Source organism: Hahella chejuensis KCTC 2396, from assembly GCF_000012985.1.
In the GTDB taxonomy this organism is placed as follows: Bacteria; Pseudomonadota; Gammaproteobacteria; order Pseudomonadales; family Oleiphilaceae; genus Hahella; species Hahella chejuensis.
Genome location: NC_007645.1, coordinates 915,960 through 934,344, shown reverse-complemented (window position 1 = coordinate 934,344; position 18,385 = coordinate 915,960). Strand labels below are relative to the sequence as shown.

The 18,385-nt window shown below is 53.8% G+C and carries 16 protein-coding genes; 9 read left to right on the top strand and 7 right to left on the bottom strand.

The window, feature by feature from the left end; translation table 11 throughout:
• Nucleotides 1–120: 120 nt before the first annotated feature.
• The 5 genes from HCH_RS04250 to HCH_RS04230 form a co-directional block, all read right to left on the bottom strand.
• Nucleotides 121–1,602 carry a right-handed parallel beta-helix repeat-containing protein gene (locus HCH_RS04250; RefSeq protein WP_041598415.1) on the bottom strand — a complete coding sequence of 494 codons (1,482 nt, stop codon included), beginning with the start codon at nucleotides 1,600–1,602 and terminating at the stop codon, nucleotides 121–123.
• A gap of 287 nt (nucleotides 1,603–1,889) precedes the next feature.
• Nucleotides 1,890–2,648 (bottom strand): metallophosphoesterase, encoded by a 759-nt coding sequence (locus tag HCH_RS04245; protein ID WP_011394901.1) that lies wholly within the window; start codon nucleotides 2,646–2,648, stop codon nucleotides 1,890–1,892.
• Between the two features lie 88 nt (nucleotides 2,649–2,736).
• Nucleotides 2,737–4,263, bottom strand: a complete 1,527-nt coding sequence (locus HCH_RS04240) for a type VI secretion system contractile sheath domain-containing protein (RefSeq protein WP_011394900.1) — start codon at nucleotides 4,261–4,263, stop codon at nucleotides 2,737–2,739.
• A 239-nt stretch (nucleotides 4,264–4,502) separates the two neighbouring features.
• Nucleotides 4,503–6,590: a TRAP transporter permease gene (locus HCH_RS04235; RefSeq protein ID WP_011394899.1), complete on the bottom strand. Its 2,088-nt coding sequence runs from the start codon at nucleotides 6,588–6,590 to the stop codon at nucleotides 4,503–4,505.
• A 60-nt stretch (nucleotides 6,591–6,650) separates the two neighbouring features.
• Entirely contained in the window at nucleotides 6,651–7,664 is a 1,014-nt protein-coding gene (locus HCH_RS04230; protein ID WP_011394898.1) for a TAXI family TRAP transporter solute-binding subunit, read from the bottom strand.
• Nucleotides 7,665–7,981: 317 nt separating this feature from the next.
• Here HCH_RS04230 and HCH_RS33545 point away from each other — a divergent pair, with 317 nt between their 5' ends.
• The 4 genes from HCH_RS33545 (at nucleotide 7,982) to HCH_RS04200 (ending at nucleotide 11,622) form a co-directional block, all read left to right on the top strand.
• A complete protein-coding gene (locus tag HCH_RS33545; protein WP_148212473.1) occupies nucleotides 7,982–8,200 on the top strand; it encodes a hypothetical protein in 219 nt (72 codons plus the stop codon).
• A gap of 133 nt (nucleotides 8,201–8,333) precedes the next feature.
• Nucleotides 8,334–8,918, top strand: a complete 585-nt coding sequence (locus HCH_RS04220) for a hypothetical protein (RefSeq protein ID WP_148212472.1) — start codon at nucleotides 8,334–8,336, stop codon at nucleotides 8,916–8,918.
• Between the two features lie 625 nt (nucleotides 8,919–9,543).
• Nucleotides 9,544–10,311 carry a hypothetical protein gene (locus HCH_RS04210; protein WP_011394893.1) on the top strand — a complete coding sequence of 256 codons (768 nt, stop codon included), beginning with the start codon at nucleotides 9,544–9,546 and terminating at the stop codon, nucleotides 10,309–10,311.
• A gap of 933 nt (nucleotides 10,312–11,244) precedes the next feature.
• Complete coding sequence (locus HCH_RS04200) at nucleotides 11,245–11,622, top strand: nuclear transport factor 2 family protein (RefSeq protein WP_011394891.1); 378 nt, start codon at nucleotides 11,245–11,247, stop codon at nucleotides 11,620–11,622.
• A 15-nt stretch (nucleotides 11,623–11,637) separates the two neighbouring features.
• Here HCH_RS04200 and HCH_RS04195 read toward each other — a convergent pair whose 3' ends face one another.
• Nucleotides 11,638–12,996, bottom strand: a complete 1,359-nt coding sequence (locus tag HCH_RS04195; protein WP_011394890.1) for a sigma-54-dependent transcriptional regulator — start codon at nucleotides 12,994–12,996, stop codon at nucleotides 11,638–11,640.
• The gene (locus HCH_RS04190; protein ID WP_011394889.1) at nucleotides 12,989–15,085 is read right to left on the bottom strand and encodes an ATP-binding protein; all 2,097 of its coding nucleotides are present in this window, start codon (nucleotides 15,083–15,085) and stop codon (nucleotides 12,989–12,991) included. Before HCH_RS04190 ends, HCH_RS04195 begins: the two co-directional genes overlap by 8 nt.
• Before the next feature lie 232 nt (nucleotides 15,086–15,317).
• Here HCH_RS04190 and atpD point away from each other — a divergent pair, with 232 nt between their 5' ends.
• Genes atpD through HCH_RS04165 form a run of 5 tightly spaced genes read left to right on the top strand, consistent with a single transcriptional unit; the run spans nucleotide 15,318 to nucleotide 18,381 of the window.
• On the top strand, nucleotides 15,318–16,697 hold the full coding sequence (gene atpD / locus HCH_RS04185; RefSeq protein WP_011394888.1) for a F0F1 ATP synthase subunit beta: 1,380 nt from the start codon (nucleotides 15,318–15,320) through the stop codon (nucleotides 16,695–16,697).
• A complete protein-coding gene (locus HCH_RS04180) occupies nucleotides 16,694–17,077 on the top strand; it encodes a hypothetical protein (RefSeq protein ID WP_011394887.1) in 384 nt (127 codons plus the stop codon). The genes atpD and HCH_RS04180 overlap by 4 nt, the downstream gene beginning before the upstream one ends.
• A 29-nt stretch (nucleotides 17,078–17,106) precedes the next feature.
• On the top strand, nucleotides 17,107–17,373 hold the full coding sequence (locus tag HCH_RS04175; protein ID WP_011394886.1) for an AtpZ/AtpI family protein: 267 nt from the start codon (nucleotides 17,107–17,109) through the stop codon (nucleotides 17,371–17,373).
• A gap of 31 nt (nucleotides 17,374–17,404) precedes the next feature.
• Entirely contained in the window at nucleotides 17,405–18,109 is a 705-nt protein-coding gene (locus HCH_RS04170) for a F0F1 ATP synthase subunit A (RefSeq protein ID WP_011394885.1), read from the top strand.
• An 8-nt stretch (nucleotides 18,110–18,117) separates the two neighbouring features.
• Entirely contained in the window at nucleotides 18,118–18,381 is a 264-nt protein-coding gene (locus tag HCH_RS04165; protein WP_420794869.1) for an ATP F0F1 synthase subunit C, read from the top strand.
• The last annotated feature ends 4 nt before the right edge of the window (nucleotides 18,382–18,385 follow it).

Genomic DNA, 18,385 nt, shown 5'->3' with positions numbered 1-18,385 from the left:
GCCCTAACCATTAATCCAGTAGAGGCATAGCGCCCTTCCGTTTGCCTGAAACAACAGGACCCGCACGCGCCAGGCCCTGACTTCCGCAGCTTATCGCCGTCCAGGCGCCCCCCCTTTTATTTAGCGCTTTGCGCCGTTGTATGTTGTCGTCTCAAGAGAAACATTATTTCTGAAGAACTCTGTCGTCACAGAGTAAGAATCAGAATCATCAAGACGACACCAATCCCAGAGCTGCCTGGCTCTGGCCGCGCATGTGGACTGAATCACGTTGGAGCCATAGGTTGCATCCAGCCAGTTCTCCCGCGGGTGTGCAGGACACTTGGTTACCGCGACCTCACATCGGTTAGGCGGAGGTAGCGTCTCCAGCTCCGCGCAGGCATTCCCCGGACTTTTTTCTTCGGGAAGGCAGTGGTAGTTTTGATCCCGGTTCCCCGCAAACGCGGCAGCGGCGCCATGATTAAGCACAAACGTCTTGCCACTTACATTTGTCGTTGAAGTGCGAGTGATATTATCGAGAATGCTGACGCCAATGACTGGAGAGCCTAGCTCCGCCAGTTGCGCGTTCCCGACGACAGCGTCATACACCAATTTGTGTTTTACATTCGGGTCGCTCAGATCGTTCCAGCTTGTGCCGTGAAAGGTATTGCCGGAAATGGTTTGAAAGCTGTCCATTACCTTTATAGAGGCGACATTGTTTACAAACGCATTTTCCCTTATGACATTGTGTCTGGAGTAATCAAAGTATCGGTTGCCGTATCCCGGCATCGCATCGTCCGAGCAGCCGGATAACGCAGCCGCCTGTCGCGCAGCAATAATAATCGCCGCGCCGCCGTTGTAGTTGTCGTGATAGCTAAACGTATTGCGTTCAATGAGGTTGTCATTCGCATGCATAGTCCGTGTAACGCCAGCCTCGCCGCAATTTTTATAGGTTGCTATCGCTGCGTACTTATTGTCTTTAAACAAGTTGTTGGAAATGACGTTCTCAGAGGAGGCGTCGATTGCGATGGCTTCACGCCCGGAAGCGCTGCCGGAGAATCCATTATGAATAAAACTGGAGTTAGCCACCCGCGTTCGAACGCTGTATGCCTCCAGGTAGATCCCTGACAGTCTTGTATTTTCAACGACCACACTATCAATCAAGAAATCCTGGCTGTATGCGCCGACAATGACGCCTTCCCCTCCTAGCGGATTGTTGGCGTCATAGACTCCGATGTCCCTGACCGCGACATTTTTTACCCGAAACCGTTTAAGCCCGGTTGTGTAATCCGCGCCGCCGATACCTAGTGTCGCCGGCGTCAGAAGCAGCCCTTTTTGATAATTCTTGAATACGCAGTTCTCAATGGTCACATCCTCCAATGCCGCCGCCGAGTCCAGGGCTCTGGAAGTTTTTTCAGAGGTTGAAGGAATAGTTCCGTCAAAGGTGTTGCCGCCGCAGTCCAGCGTAATATTTGACGCTTTTAGCTTGAACCGAACGCCGAGGATGATCTCTTCCTGAGGACATAGCGCAATGCTTTCAGAAACGATTATGAGCCTTTCATTATCAATATTGCTGGAAGGAAGGCTGTTCAGGTTAACGCATTCCCCTGCATTGGCATTCGTCACGCCACTCGTTAGAAGGAGTGTCAGTAATAAGTTTCTCATATATTTTTTCACTTAAATAAACCTGATCTGTTTTTGCAGCGATTCAATGCAGAGCGACACAATACTGTTCGCTCCAAGAGACCAGCTTCCGTTGATGAAGTTATTAACATGGCAATGATATTAGCATGTTCATATCAGGCGCATGGATGCGCCTGCGCGGCGGCTAGCCGCGGGAGACAGGGCCTGACATGTGCAGGCCCTGGCGTTGCAGCCAAATAGAAGGAAGCTATTTGGCTGCCTGATTAATATTAAAGGCTGATAGTGAAAGCCGGATCAAAGTCCGGATTGCGTTCGCCGGGGTAGCCTCGGGGATTGCATACTACCCGGCTTGATCCTATGTGGTAATCACTGCTGTTATGCAGATGGCCATGAATCCACAGGTTCGGCTGCAAGGATTCAATCACAGGCTCCAGATTGGAGGCGTATGCTGAGCTGACAATATGGTTTTTCCTGTACAGCGGCAGAGAATGGCTGCTTGGCGCATGATGAGTGACGACGACGCGCCGGCTGTCTGGATGCGTCTCGTCGCAAAGAGCGAACGCGCCTTTTAGCCAGTGCAGCGAGCGGGTATGGATCACCGCCAGATCCAATGAGCGGATTTTGGAGTAACCCGGCTCTCTGCGGATTTTCCGAAAATCGCTCATCATCTGTTGGCACTCAAAACCCGCCACGCGCGGATCGCAGAGCAATTCAAAGTCTGTCCATAACGTACAGCCGAAGAAGACGACGCCATCGACTTCCACAAACTCGTTCTCCAGGACATGAACATGCGTTCCCTGGGTCATCTCTCGTAATTTTCGAGCTAGTTTGGGGTAAATATGTCGGTAATACTCATGGTTTCCCAATACATAAATGACTGGCTTCGCCGGAGTCTGCTCTAAGGCCCAACGCACGCCTTTGTCGCCGACATGGATATCTCCAGCCAGGACAAGCGCGTCCGCGTCGCCGACATCGAGCGCAAAGTCCTCAAACTCCAAATGAAGATCGCTCAATACTCTTATTTTCATACCACCGCTTACTACTCATCCTCAAATTTGTCGACATGACAGGAAGGGAATCTGAGCTCCCTTCCCCAGGTGTCGGACTATTATCTACTCACTCGTTCCAGGGTCCGGTAAGGTCGGGATTTACCGCTGAAATCGAGCGGAAGTTCGGAATTAATACGCTGTCCTTACCCACAATGGAGCGCACCGCCATGAGGCCGGCCTGGCTCAATGCTCTCACTGCCGAATCGGTGATATTGATCTCCGCGCAGGGCGTCACCACTGACTCCCCGTCTTCGCTGTAGACATGCAAAGGCAAGCGATCGACCTGCTGTTTCCTGCCTGGCGCAAATTTCCAGCCGAAATCGGTGTAGTGCTGCGCCAAAAGCATTACCGCCAGCCAGGCGCCGTTACCCCACAAATAAAAAGCGTGACGATTACGCTCCGGCAGCTCCTCAAAATCAAAGCGTTCCGTACGGGAGGTGCGCTTGCCATAAGGCATGCGCAGCAATACTCGCGGCGCCACCATCGCCAGGCTGCCGGCGCTAACCTGCTCCCTCACCGATTTCCATTGTTCGGAGAATTCCGCATCAACGACGTCCTTCCAGTCGTCTGGATCAGGCGTCTCCGCCAGATTTCCACATCCCGCCAACGTTGCGGACCCGCCAGTCAACGCCGCGGCTCCGACGACATGCGCGGAACCCGCCAGGGTGGACAGAAAGTTCAGAGAGTCCGACTCCGGCCCAAAGGCATAATCAGCAAGGATCATACTGAATGGCGTAGCGCCGCTGGCGCTGCGTTTCTCCACCAGCAACTTGTACAGCCCTGTTTCGTCAATGGATTCCGCGGCGTTCGCGTCAGCTACCAACTCCTGACGCGTCGCATCGACGATGAAAACGCGCAGGTTCGCGTCCGTCTCCAGCCTGCGCACCAGCAGATACAGTCCGCGCCAGCTCGCTTCCAAAGCATGGAAAGCGCTGTGATGCATGATCTTGCGCATCAGATCGCTGGCGGCCTGGTCCACAGCCTCCAGCATTTCCTGCTGGCGTGGGTCCGGTCCCTGGCTCACATAGGGCGCAAAGATTTCCTGCACCAGCGTGCGCACATCAAAGGCGTTACTGGAGCGTTGAAGGCCAGATGTGCTATCCAACAGGCTTTCCAGCAAAGAACCGCTGTCACTGGAGGCGCCCGCACTCGACGGTTTAGCCTCCATGGCAGGCGTCTCCGCTTTCGGCGCGACGCCATTCCAGCCGCGGATTTCGTCCGCCGCCGCCTGAAAGGTATCGTTACTCTTGAGACGACGTTTCAGGCTTTTGAACTTCTCAAACAGCGCGGTGCGGTCATAGATGAAATCCGGGTGCATATCATCCAGCTCGCGAAAGCGAATGACATCATCAATAACAGGGATATCCAGCTCGACTTTCAACTGTTCAAAGACTTCATCAAAGTTATCCCGGTCCACTTCGATGACTTTGCGTCTCGCCAGGCTTTCCGGCTCATGTGCGCCGCGATGACCGCGACCGCTGAAATCCGCTAGCACCACGATGTGACAAGGTTGATTGGCCGGGGTCGCTTTCTTGTCGCCTGCTTCACCGCTTTGAAACAGAATCGCGCCCGTGCTGATGGTTGTTTTGGACATAAGTGCTTCCCTTGAGGTTGTCGCCGCCTCGCATTGAAAAAGGCGTACGCCATGTTTCATGTAAAGCGGCCGCATCTGGCGTCCGCTGTCATACGAATTGATTCGGTCGAGAATACAGCGTCGTGAAAAAGAGTAAAAGCGTTGAAACGGGAGACTCTCCGGCGTCGGAGAATTGAAGCCGTCCCTGGCTTAGTGTGAAACGGGAGAACGCCCTCGTTTCGGTATAGAGGGCGTAGGGATTACTGCGTCTGAATACGCGGCGCGTCCCCTGAAGAGCGGCGTGTGCGGTTTAGTAAACGCAGTGCGATTAACATGCCCAGTCCGCCAAGATGCCACCACAGCGAAAGCGGCCACAACAACAACAGTGCGGCGACAAAGACCAGCAGACGCATAACCGGATTAAGGGCCTGTCCCAGCCATCCCACAAACACAGCGGCGAAAGCGTACAGGCCAAATGCCGAGAACACGAAGATCTGCAGCGCCTCCCCCCAATCACCGCTCAAAAACGGCGTGTAGGCGAACAGGAACGGAACGATATACAAGGCTTTCGCCAGGCTCCAGGCGGACAGCCCGGCCGCCATCGGCGAGGTCTTGGCGATGGCGGCCGCCGTGAAAGCGGTCAGACACACGGGCGGCGTGACGTTACTGTCCTGCGACAACCAGAAGATGATCATGTGCGCGGACAACAACGCTAAGGTAATCATTTCCGGCGCAATCGCCACATCCAGCAGCGTCGGCAGGATATCCCGGCTGATGCCCCCCACCAGCGCGGCGGCTTGATCGTAAGGAATAGGCTGGCTGAGATCAACGTCCGTCACCCCCGCCATAAACTGCAACGTCACTCGCGCAGTCTCAGGCAGTTGCCCGGCCACCAGCAAATCCACCAACTGGTTTTGCAGAATCAGTTGTTGTAACGCCGGCGCAGCGATGGTCGCGACCATGATATAGGCCGCCGTCACTGGCAGCCCCATCCCCAATACCAGCGAGGCCAGAGCGATCAACAAGATAGCAATCCACAGCTGTCCGCCCGCCCATTGCACAATCATGAATGAAAAAGTGTTGCCGATTCCGGTCGTGGCCACCACGTTTACAAGCAGTCCCACGCTGATCAGCAGCAGCGCCGTCATCACCATATTCTTGGCGCCTAAAGCCAGCGCGTCGCAAATCGCCGTGAAGCCCATGCGGTTGGGCGTCAGCCAGGACGCCGCAATCACCGCCAGGATCGCGAACCCCGCCGCGTAGGTAGGACTCAATCCCCATATGAGCAGACCGATCAGCAACACGATAGGTATAAGAAATGAGTATCCGCCCCGTTTCATCAACACCGACAACGGTTCCGGGCTGCCTTCCTCAATAGGCTTCAATCCTTCTTTTTTCGCCTGGAGTCGCACAAAAGCCGCGATCGTCAGGAAATACAGCAGCGCTGGCAGGAACGACACGACCACGATGTCCGTGTACGGAATCTGAGTATAGTTGGCCATGACAAACGCGCCTGCGCCCATGATCGGCGGCATAAGTTGCCCTCCGGTAGAGGCGGCGGCTTCCACGCCGGCGGAAAAGCGCGGCGAATACCCCGCCTTTTTCATCAAAGGAATGGTAATAACGCCGGTCGAGGCGGTATTAGCCACAGCAGAACCGGAAATCGTGCCTGTGAGACCGGAAGCGATAACCGCGATTAGACCGGGCCCGCCGTGCATCTTGCCTGCAGAGCGTTTGGCCAGATCGATAATGAAATCCCCAGCGCCTGAGCGCACCAGGAAAGCGCCGAACAAGATAAACATCATCACGAAGCTGGAAGAAATCGTCGCGATGCTTCCGAACATGCCGTCATCGCCGAAAAGACTGCGAAACATGATGGTTTCAAGACTCAACCCGCTGAAGCGGAATACCCCGGGAAGGTATTGCCCCCACCACGCGACATAGCCCAGCGCGATAATAATCAGCGTGGGTATCAACCAGCCAGCCATGCGCCGGGTCAATTCCAGCGACGCCAACACCACCACACAGCCGGCCATCCAGTCCGCCCAGGTCAGATGGAAACCACGCTCATAAATCGTATCCTCGCTGAAAAACAGCCAAAGCGTCGCCGCTGTGGTGGCCGCCGCCAGCGAGTAATTGAATAGCTTTAGCTTCTTTGAGGCGTCTCTGGCGACATACCAGCCCACGCATAACCAGGCGAAACCGATAAAGTGAATGACATTAGGCCAAAAACCGCTGATCCAGCCGGTCATGTTGATAACGATATGGATCAGGGATACAACGACGGCCGCATAAAAAAACACGCGGCTGTCACGGAGCTGACTCCACTCCGTCGCAGACTGACTCATTACAAATCTCCAAAGTAAGCGGGGGACGCATCCCCCGTTGTGACTCAGATATGGAGGCTGTTATTTCATCAGCCGGTCTGGAATATTCAATCCTTGCTCTTTGTAGTAGCGAATCGCGCCGGGGTGCAACGGAATCGGCAGGCCGGCGATCGCTTTCTCCAGCGCCATATCGCTGGTGGCTTTATGGATGCTGTTCAGGAAAGGGAGGTTTTCGTATATCGCTTTGGTAAGCAGATACACTGTTTCTTCATCAATATCATCACGCACCGCCAGGAAGTTCGGCTGGGCGATAGTAACGATATCTTTATTCACGCCTGGATATACGCCAGCTTTCACGGTGAAAGGCGTCCATAGATCGAAACCATTGTCCGCCTGCTGGATTTGCTCTGGCGTGAAGGACAGCAAGGTAATGTCGGTACGCTGGGCGAAAGCGTTAATCACCGCGCCAACCGGAACGCCAGCCGGCGTCCCCATGCCCACTACTTTACCGTCTTGCAGCGCCTGACTGCTGGGACCGTAGCCTGCGTACAGGAGGTCAAAGTCTTTATCCAGATCCAGGCCGAAGTTAGCCAGGATAGTGCGATTAGACTCAATGGTGCCGGAGTTCTTGGAGCCCAAAGCCAGGCGTTCGCCCTTGGCGTTAACCAGATCGCTGATAGTGCCGGTTTTGACGTATTCGTTGTCCAGCACGAAATGCTCCACGTTCTGCCATAACATGGTGATGGAGCGGACGTTGCGCTGCTTGCCTTCATTGGCGAAGACGCCGGAGCCTTCCCAGGCGTACTTGCCGAAAAGTCCCTGCAGGATGGAGAACTGGGCTTCGTTATCACGCATCAACTTGATGTTTTCCGCCGACCCTGCGGAACTGATGGCGGAGATGCCGATTTTGTGGGTGGGTTGGAGCTTCACTTTCGTCAGGGTGGCGATTGCAACCCCTACAGGATAGTAAGTGCCTCCCGTGCTGGCGGTCGCCATGATGTAATTCTTCTCTTCAGCGGCGCGCAGGCCGGACGAGAACACAGATAAGGACAGAACGGAAAGAGTGAGAGAGATTAGTCGGATGTACCGATTCATACTGAATACCTCAAGGTTTTATTTTTTTAGTCACAGGCGTTCAAATACTTCGCAAAGGTCATGCCGCTTACCACCGGCACACAACTTATTGATTTATAATAAGTACGGATAAAAACACGAAAGCGCGATAAGCTAACTTTGGCTTATCGCTAAAAATTTATAGGCATAAAATTGCTTATCGACCAATAAATATGACTTTATGTCAGGAGATAACGCTAACGCGTTCACTGGGCGCCAGCTGTAAGAAAAACCAGAGAAAAAATGCACAAAGCCGTTTTGCGGCCCAGCCTGCAACAGGGAAATACAAGGAGAACAACATGTACAAAGCCATCCAACTGTTTCCAATCATCGCCAGCGCAGCGCTTCTCCAAGCCTGCTCAACTGAGCAGGCTTACTACGCTATGCGGGAAAACCAGAGACAACAGTGCGAAAAATACATTGAGCAATCGCAGTACGAAGCCTGCATGAAACAGGCGAATGAAAGTTACGACGACTACGAAAGACGCAGAAAAGAGTTGGCGAAACAGAAGCCATAAACGCGCTTTGTATTTGCACAATCTTTCCTTATTTCAACCGACGGCCTTCCTCATGGGTGAGCGCTTTCAGAGTTATGAATATTTATCACTAACTCTGAGCGGCGAAGCTCTCATCAACAAGAAGGCTAACACCATGGCAAGTGAATACATTTATATCCCTGTAAACAGTGACGAAATGAGCGAATTCGCGGAGAGATTCGCGAAAGCGAAGGGCATCCCAGTTAATCAGATACTGGCTAACAAGTGCGTCTCAGGCAATGGCAAAGCGATGTATCGCTGGATTGACAAATGTCTCAGCAAACTCGCCAAGGACGACACGCTCTATGTCGTCACCCACGGCACAGGAGCCGCCGACGCCATGACCATTGGCGCAGAGCGTAACATGGGGAAAAACAAACAGAAAAGAATCAACGTTAACGGCAACGACACCTGGGAAGGCGGCGAGTGGAAAAGTTACACGCCGGATCAGCTCACCTCCACCCTGACCAAAGAAGGATTGCCCAGCACTTTTGTAAACCTGCACGTTTGCGCCTGCGGCGGCGGTTACGAAGGCAAAATGGCGCCATGGGCCAGCCGCTTGAAAGATGCAATGAAGCAGAGCTTTCCCAAGGTTCAGGTGACCGGCTATCAAGGCGCTTTCTCCGTGACGCCCACCCGCATCGCCATTATCGACAAGGGCAAGCTGTATCCGATGGATGAGCGTTCCGTTACTTTCTAAACCTCACAGATGCCGCGCAATTAAAGCGTTGCGCGGCGTCGCATTGGCGTTCCCCAATTCCTGAGGTACACTGACCGCCATCTTCACTCCCCCCAACGACAGTCAGGGAAGACAGCTCCACGCAATACGCTGTGGCCATGATGAATGATTGAGATTTGATAACTTATGCCGTCAAAGAGACACAGTAGGATAGCCAGAACAGGCGTTATTCTCGCAGCGATAGGCGTATTTCTGCTGGGAGTCACTCAGCATTATTGGTCTATCAACGATCAGTATGATGTTTTCTTCGCACAGTTCTACGCCCATATATTGTCAGCATTCTCTATTGCTCCCCCTGTCGCGGAGCCTGCTTTCATCGCTGGCGGCTTTTCACTTACCGAAGAGTTAGCCGTACGGATCAATTACGGTATAGCGTTTTCATGCGCCCTCGCCGCCATACTCTTTGCGTTCCTGGCGAGACGAAGACAGGAAAGTCCGGTATATGCCGGCGCCTCCATTGTTTTTGGGATAGGCGTGTTTATTTTGTTTAGCCTGAAGTTCGGATTATTAGTTATTGCGGCTTGTTTCCTAATTATGCTTGCTCAGAAAGAGCCAGGCATCGATCCCGTTTCCCAAGGGAACTGATATGACGCTATTTCTAAGATCAGTTGGCGTTACTGGGGCCATATTATTTGGCTTTTTATTCGCCATTACATTCGTTGCCACAGACACACTGGAACGTTCAGCAAAGAGCTTTATCCAAGGACAGATCGAAAAAGAAGTCCGTGAAAAGTTTCAGCAAAGCAAAGCGTCATCGCTGAGAGAAAAAGCCGAAACTCTCGCCAAGTCGCTAAGTATGGAAGAACAGCAAATACTTGAAGATCTCAAAAACGAGTTGCCAGACAAAATCGCCAGCATCATTGCCTCCATGTGTGGATATGACTGCGAAAAGAAAAAGCGGCTATCCCAGTCCATCACAAGCGGCTTTCGTAACCGAATATCTTCCTTGGAAAGCGCACAAGGAAGATTGGAAAACATCATAAAAGAAAAGTACATAGATATTACGGAGGCGCTCAGGGCGGACTTACGAATATTTCTCGGTACAAATTTAGCGGCCTTCCTTGCAGTACTGCTCATTTCTCTGGTCAAGCCCAGAGCCCATATACAGCTCGCCGTCCCCGGCATACTGATAATCATCTCAACGATCATCAGCTCCGCAATTTACCTTGTAGGACAGGACTGGTTTTACACCATTCTCTACAACGACTACATGGGAACCGGATATATCGCATACATCAGCGTGATATTTGGATTCCTTATGGACATCACCCTCAACAGGGCGCAGATAACGACGCATATTCTGAATGGCGTTAGTGACGCCTTAGGCTCAGCCTTTCAGGTAACGCCATGTTGAGACCAAGCGCACAGTTCACCCTGTTTACCACAACATAATTCGCTCATTATCTAGACAAAATATTGCCTTCCAGGTTCTGATACTTATAATGCTGACAACTTGGCACGGATGCGTTGGCATGCAGGATTCCATGAGCTAGCCCTCATACCTCTCTCTTCTCGCACCATTACCATCTTTGATAGCACATCCGTGTTCGCTAAGTCTTTTATTTTTATAGCATTGCAGTACCAGGATACATATATGAAGCACCTTCTTGTCATTCTAGCTTTAGGGGTAGGATATTTCAGGCCTCTACGCAGCCTCACCCTAACCGCTTCAGCAACCTTGTTGAGAACCCCGAAACTAAAGAAGAGTTACTTGACTTAATGTCCGCACAGAAAGAAGGACTTTGTCTAGAAGTCAACAACATGGATGAGGGCTCACCAAATTATGCAAGCTGTATGAAGCGAGCAAAGAGCTTTGAAAGTATGTGTAGAAGCCGCGTCGGAAAGGATATGCCGGACATGATTGGCAACAAAGAGGACTTTCGCAAGTATGGAATGAAGATGATGGACTGTATAGTTCCTCCTAAGTAATGGTGGGATATATTTTCATTGCTCCATATTCCAGAACATTTGAGAAAAAACCAGTACCACCTAAATTACATGAGTCGCAGTAAACACTATGGAAACAATCGCAACAATTATTTTCATTATTGGCTACATAATGTCGTTAATAAAAGGATTTCAAGTATCATTCGTATGCCTTTTGCTAAACTTCTTTTTTCCGCCCATAGCACAAGGCATATTCGCTATTTATGAACCTGAAATGAGAACACCCCTTTACTTAATGTTAGGCAGTATAGTACTTGCTGTTATAGGTGGGGGAGTTGAAGTTAATTATACAGTTTCTTAGCCATACAACCATGTAAAGCTAATTTTTCAAGTGAGTAATATGGAACCCAAATCTACCCTTGAAAGGTACTGGCAGCTCATGCAAACCAATGACTTCCACAAGGCCAGCGAGATGTTGTCGGAGGATTATGTCTGTCATTGGCCGCAATCTGGGGAAGTCATTCGGGGGCGCGAGAATTTTGTTCTGATCAACGCCCATTATCCCGCACAGGGAAAATGGCGATTCTCTCTGAATCACATCCTGTGTGAGGGGGAGCAGGTGGTGACGGATGTATCCGTCACTGATGGAGTGATTAAAGGACGCGCCCTCACCTTCAGCACTGTTAGAGACGGTCTGATCGCCAAACAGGTTGAGTACTGGCCAGACGACTTTGCGCCGCAAGAATGGCGTAAAGAATGGGTTGATATCGACGACTGATCTTACCGAATTCGCTTACCCTCCCAAAAAATCCTCCCGCCGCAATCCATAACGCTGCATCTTCTGATTCAGCGTGCGGCGGGGCAGGTCCAGTTCTTCCATCACTTGATTGATATTGCCTTTCTTGGCGGTCAGTTCCGCGCTGATAACCGCTTTTTCATATTCCGCAACACGGGACGCCAGAGATTGGTCCGACGGGCTGGACATGTCCAGTTTTTCGCCGGAGAGCACTTCCCGGATGGATTCGTCGCTGAACTGGCTGCGTAAAAGATAGCGCTCTGCAAGATTCTTGAGTTCCCGCACGTTACCGGGCCAGTTATGGCTTTCAAGGGCGATCCAGTCATCGCCGCGCAGCTCGGGCGCTTCTTTATCGTGTTTCTGCGCCGCCAGCTTGAGGAAGTGCGCGAACAGCAACGCAATGTCTTCGCGCCGCTCCCGCAACGGAGGAATGCGCAACTCCGCCACCATCAAGCGGTAATAAAGGTCACTGCGGAAACGGCCTTCATCCCCCGCTTTTTTCAGGTCCTCCTTGGTCGCCGCCACCACACGCACATCCAGCGCCACCGCCTGATGCGAGCCGAGTCGAACCACCTCCCGCTCCTGTAAAGCGCGCAGCACCTTCACCTGAAAATGCAGCGGCATACTTTCCACCTCATCCAGAAACAGCGTGCCCTTGTTGGCGTATTCAAACTTACCCGCCTGGGCTTTCTGCGCGCCGGTGAAAGCGCTGGCGGTATGCCCAAACAGTTCACTTTCAAACAGATTTTCCGGAATCGCCGCCACATTCAGGGCGACAAAAGGATGTTTCGCGCGCTTACCGAAGTCATGTAAGCATCGAGCCACCAGCTCTTTGCCTACGCCGGTTTCACCATGGATCAGCACGTCCACATCCAACTGCGCCAGTTCATGGACATGTCGACGCAGCCGTTTGATGCCCGGCGAGTCACCGATAAGAATCGATTCCAGCCCCTGCTGCGACGCCAATGCTTTGCGTAAGCGCTCATTCTCCAACAACAATGACCGTTGTCGGCATGCCCGCTTGATAGCATCCACCAGATGAGTGGGCTGAAACGGCTTTTCGATGAAGTCATAAGCGCCCTGTTTCATCGCCTCCACCGCCATAGCGATATCTCCATGGCCGGTGATCAGGAGTACGGGAATATTTTTCGGCATTTTCTGTAATAGCGCCATGCCGTCCATACCGGGCATCCTGACGTCTGACACCACCACCCCGGCGAAGCTCTCATCAATGGTCTGCAAGGCCGCTTCGGCGGACGTCCACCCCCTGGCCTCCAGGTCTGCCAGCGCCAGCCACTCTTCCAACGCCTCTCTGACGGAACTGTCGTCGTCGATGATATAAACCAAATTAGTCATGTTGTTTTACTGCCGGTAAGCTAAGGGTGAATTCACTGCCTTCACCCGGTGTACTGGTAACGGTTATCTCCCCATGCATGTCCTGCAGCAGGTTATAACTGATCGCCAATCCCAGGCCTAACCCCTCACTTCCTGTCTTGGTGGTGAAGAACGGGTCGAACAGGTGTCGTAAACGTTCTTCGTCCATCCCCTCGCCATTGTCGCGAACGGATATCATAACGCGATCGCCGCAACGCTCCGCCGCGACGGAAATATCAGGCTTCACCGCGGACTTCACCGCAGCGATAGCGTTATCAAGCAAGTTAATCATGACTTGCTCCAGCATGTGCTGGTCCGCGATAGCCTGTAGTCCATCCGGAATCTGCATACGAATGATGGACTTTTGCTGGTTGAGCTTATGCTCCAGCACCTCCTCCACATACCGCATCACCGCCTGCAAAGCCGTCGGTCGCAAGTCAACGGAGCGAATGCCCGCAAACGACTTGAGCTGAGAGGAGATTCTGGCGATGCGTTGCACCAGCGCATCCATTTTATCCAGAGTAGCGGCGCTTTTGTCTTTTTGTTCCTGCTCAAGATACAACCGTCCCATAGCCACATAGCTGACCAGCGCCGTCAGCGGCTGATTCAGCTCATGGGCAATAGCCGCGGACATACGCCCCATCGCCGCCAGTTTGCGCTCCTGCATCAATGCTTCCTGAGTTGTCCGCAGCGCCTGGGTGCGCTCCTCCACTCTCGCCTCAAGCTCTTCGTTGGCTTGCAGCAAAGACGCCTGCGCCGCTTTCAGTTCACTGACATCGTGTACAGTCAGCAAATACTCCCGATCCGGCCCAGTACGAATCAGACTGACGCAATACAGAATGGGGAATGAAACACCGTCGGGACGAACGCCCTCGGCTTCCCTGACTTCGCTATCAGGCGCGCTGATCCAGGGCGACACCAGACGCCTCGGGTCCAGAGAAGCGCCCTCGGCCTGCGCCGGCACGCCAAACAGTTCGGCTGCTTTCTGGTTCATCTCACGGATTTCCATGCGCTCATTAAGAGTCATCAATCCTGCGTCCGTATTTTGAATAATCGCCCGTTGATGCGCGTCGCTTTCTTCAATGACTTTCAGTAAGCGGTGTTCCGCGCGGCGTTTTTGGCGCGCTTCGCGGTAATACAGGGCCAGCACGATCAGCAACAAAACCGCGCCGCCGCACGCGGCGGAGATCAGCGCCGCCATGGTGTTCACATCCGCTACCGGCGTCGCCCTGTGCATGCGCCAGGGCTGACCGACGACCTGACGCGAATACAGCAGCAAACGAGCGCCGCCTACTTCCACAATGGGGGCGTCAGACCACCTATCAACCTCCGTCGGCAACGGTTTCGATTCCGCGGAGCCGTATTGCTTGGTGACCTTAAGCTCCGCCGTCACCCGTTGCTCTAACGGCCTCAGTGCGCGATACAGCGCAGCCGGATCAGACGCCAGGAATATAATATCATTGGGTCCGCTCAGGAATATCCGGTTGCCAGTTGCGGCCCAACTCGCCTGTTGCGGCGTCAGGTCCAGTTTTACGACCGTGACGCCGAGTATGCGTCCGGTGTTGTCCCGTATCGGCGCAGAGATAAACAACCCCGCCTTGCCGGTGGTGACGCCGACCGCATAATAAAACCCGGTGCGTCCAGCGATGGCGTCTGCGTAATAAGGCCGGAATGCGTAGGAATGGCCAACAAAGCTGGTGGCGTCGCGATAGTTGCTGGACGCCAGGGTCAGCCCCTCGGCGTTCATAATGAAAATCTCATCAGAGCCGGCCGCTTGATTGAAGCGATTCAGCAGTTCGGAAATGTCGTCATCCCGCTCATTGCGGCGCAACATCCGCTGAAAGCGCGGGTCCGCGGTCAGGATGGCGGGGAAATAGACATATTTATCAATGGCGGTCAGCAAAGCGCTTTCAAACGCCTGCAACAGTTGCTCCGACTCAACGCCATTGTGCTTGATTAGCAGATTGCGGGAGAGGAAAAAACTCAACGACACCGTCGCCAGCAACAAAAAAACCAGCGCGATCTGGCGCGCTTTGCGATGGGACGGACGGGACGAATCAGCCGGAAACATGATGAACTACACTTGTTTTTATTGGCGTTCATCTTAACGACATTCCGCACCTGTGGGAATTAAGGACTCGACCTTACCATCCTGTCAGGTTTGCCAAAAAATGCGCCAAATCAACGGGGCCGATCTTCCCCCCGCCTACACTCGAAGAACTCTTTTTTGACTCGCCGAATGTAACTGGATTATTTTTATTCCATAGGAAACAACCGATTATGCACGACATGGACCTCGCCACATGACCGCAGACGCTGCGCCTATTGGAGAAATTGTCGAAGTTCACGGCCCGGTGGCGATTATTCGCTGCCCACAGCTGCCGCCTCTGCGACGGGCGGTCTATACCCGTCTTGATGGCGATACCTGCATTTTTGAAGTGCACCGTCATATTAGCCCCAATGAACTTCAGGCGGTGACGCTGCACAGCACCCAGGGTTTATGGCGCGGCATGCCGGTGTACGACAGCGGCTCGCCTCTGCATGTCCCCGTAGCGGAAAGCTGTCTGGGACGATTGCTGAATATCTTCGGCGAGCCGCTGGACGGCGGCCCAGCCATCGAAACCGATCACTACCGCAATATCCATCACTCTCCCGCTCCGCTCAATGAACTGACGGCCCAGGGCGATCTTCTGCCTACCGGCATCAAAGTGGTCGATCTTCTCTGTCCGTTTATCCGCGGCGGCAAGGCAGGCTTGTTCGGGGGCGCCGGCGTGGGCAAAACCGTGTTGATCATGGAATTCATGCACGCCATCGCGCATCTTCATCAAGGTGTATCTGTATTCTCCGGAATCGGCGAGCGCATTCGCGAGGCGCACGAACTCTGGCGGGACATGCAGGACGCCGGCGTCATGGATCGCGCCTTACTGGTGTTCGGACAGATGGATGAATCTCCCGGCGTGCGTTTCCGGGTCAGTTTATCCGCCCTGGCGTACGCAGAGTATTTTCGCGACAGCCTGCGCCGGGACGTGCTGTTGGTAATGGATAATGTATTTCGGTTCGTGCAAGCCGGGGCGGAAGTCTCCAGTCTGCTGGGCCGCATGCCCGCCACCGTGGGCTACCAACCAACGCTGGGCAGTGAAGTCGCCGAACTGGAAGACCGCATCACCTCTTCTCTGCATGGCGCCATTACCTCCGTGCAAGCGGTCTACGTCCCCGCCGACGACATGACCGACCCGGCGGTGACGACCATTCTCAGCCACCTGGACACCAGCGTAATTCTCTCCCGCACCCAGGCGGCGAAAGGGCTCTACCCCGCCGTGGACCCGTTGCTGTCAGGGAGCAAGGCAATGGATCGTCACACCCTTGGCGCCGCCCACTACACTGCCGCCGAAGCCGTGCGCGGACATCTCGCCCGCTATAAAGAACTGGAGGACATTATCGCCATGCTGGGCGTAGAAGAGTTGTCCGCGGAGGACCAGCAGGTCGTGGCTCGCGCCAGGAAATTACAGCGTTATCTGACGCAACCCTTTGTCGTCACCGCCGCCCATACAGGCATGGCCGGTTCATCTGTTGAGCTGAAGCAAACTATTTCCGACTGCGACGGTATTCTGGCCGGGCGCTACGACGACGTCAGCGAAGACCAGTTTTACATGCGCGGCGGCCTGGAAGGATTGTCGTCATGACGCCCTTCCCAGTCATTCTGCGAGACAGCGACCAGGAGTTACGCATTGATGATGTGATTTCTTTTCGCAGCCGCGACGCCAGCGGCGGCTTTAGCCTGCAGGCGCGTCACGCCGACTTCCTCACTCTCACCGAGCCGGGACTCAGTCGGCTGACGCAGAACGCAGGCCAACTGTTTCTGGCGGCGACCGGCGGTTTGTTGGAATTTGAGAAAGGCGTGCTTTACTTCAACACACGGCGCTTTTTCATAGATGCAGATGCTGACCTGATCCAGACGCAACTTATCGCCTGGTTGGCCAATGAGAAAGAACGCCGGTCCAGTTCGCACGTCCATCTGCAACAGTTGGAGCATGAACTGATGCGCCGACTGAGTCGCGCTTAAAAGCGCGCGGAAGGGGAAACTGAAACATCATGGAATACAAACGACTGCAGGATAATCTGGAACGTGACAAAGCCCGTCTGGACAAGGCGGGCCGGGAACGCTCCACCCTGATGCAGGCTACCCGCATTCTCGGCGTGCTGGGCTTCCTGTTTGTATTGCCAGTGATCGGGGGCGCTTATCTGGGCCACTGGCTGGACGGCCTCAGCGAAGGCTACTCCGTGCGTTGGACTGTCGGCTTTATTCTACTTGGGATCATCGTTGGCGGCGTAAACGCCTATTTGGCGTTGCGGGAGTGATTAACGCAACCTGTGGCTTAGAGGAACACACATGAACGACGGGGTATCGACTCCGGTATGGCTGCATATCGGCCCGCTGGAGATCCATGAAACGGTGGTCACTACCTGGCTGATCATGCTCGTTCTGGTGGTCGCCAGTATTCTGCTGACGCGCAGACTGTCCCTTCAGCCGGGACGCTTACAGGCCATGCTGGAAGGCGTCGTCCTGACATTGGAAAGCGCCATCGCCAACGCCGACAGCCGCAATGCGCGACGCCTGCTGCCTCTGATAGGAACCTTCTGGATATTTCTTCCCGTGGCCAATCTGCTTGGCGTCATTCCGGGCATGCATTCGCCCACTCGCGATCTGTCGGTCACCGCCGCTCTGGCGCTGGTCGTGTTTTTTGCGGTGCACGCCTATGGCGTTCGCCAATCCGGCCTGGGCTACTTTAAGCACTACCTGTCTCCCAGTCCGATTCTGCTGCCGTTTCATATTATCAGCGAGTTCACCCGCACCGTCGCGCTGGCGATCCGTCTGTTCGGCAATATCATGAGTCTGGAAATGGCTGCGCTGCTGATTCTGCTGGTGGCGGGCTTTCTGGCGCCGGTGCCCATTCTCATGCTGCACATCATTGAAGCGCTGGTGCAGGCGTATATCTTCGGCATGCTGGCGCTGATCTATGTCGCCGGCGCCATGCAACAAACAACGGAATCCCCCATAACCAGCTCGTCACGTTCAACCTCAGGAGCCCCCTAATGGAGACCATGAACAGTTTTGTATCCTTCTCGACCGTCGCCGCGATTATCGGCATTGCGTTGGGCGCCATGCTGCCGGCGCTGGCCATGGGCAAGGCGATCAGCAGCGCGCTTGATGCGCTGGCGCGACAACCGGAAGCGGAAAAGTCGATTACCCGCACGCTGTTCATCGGCTTGGCGATGATTGAATCCCTGGCGATCTATGTGCTGGTCATCGTGCTGATCGTCTTGTTCCGCAATCCGCTTTTGGAGTACCTGCCGCCAGCGCAATAATCCC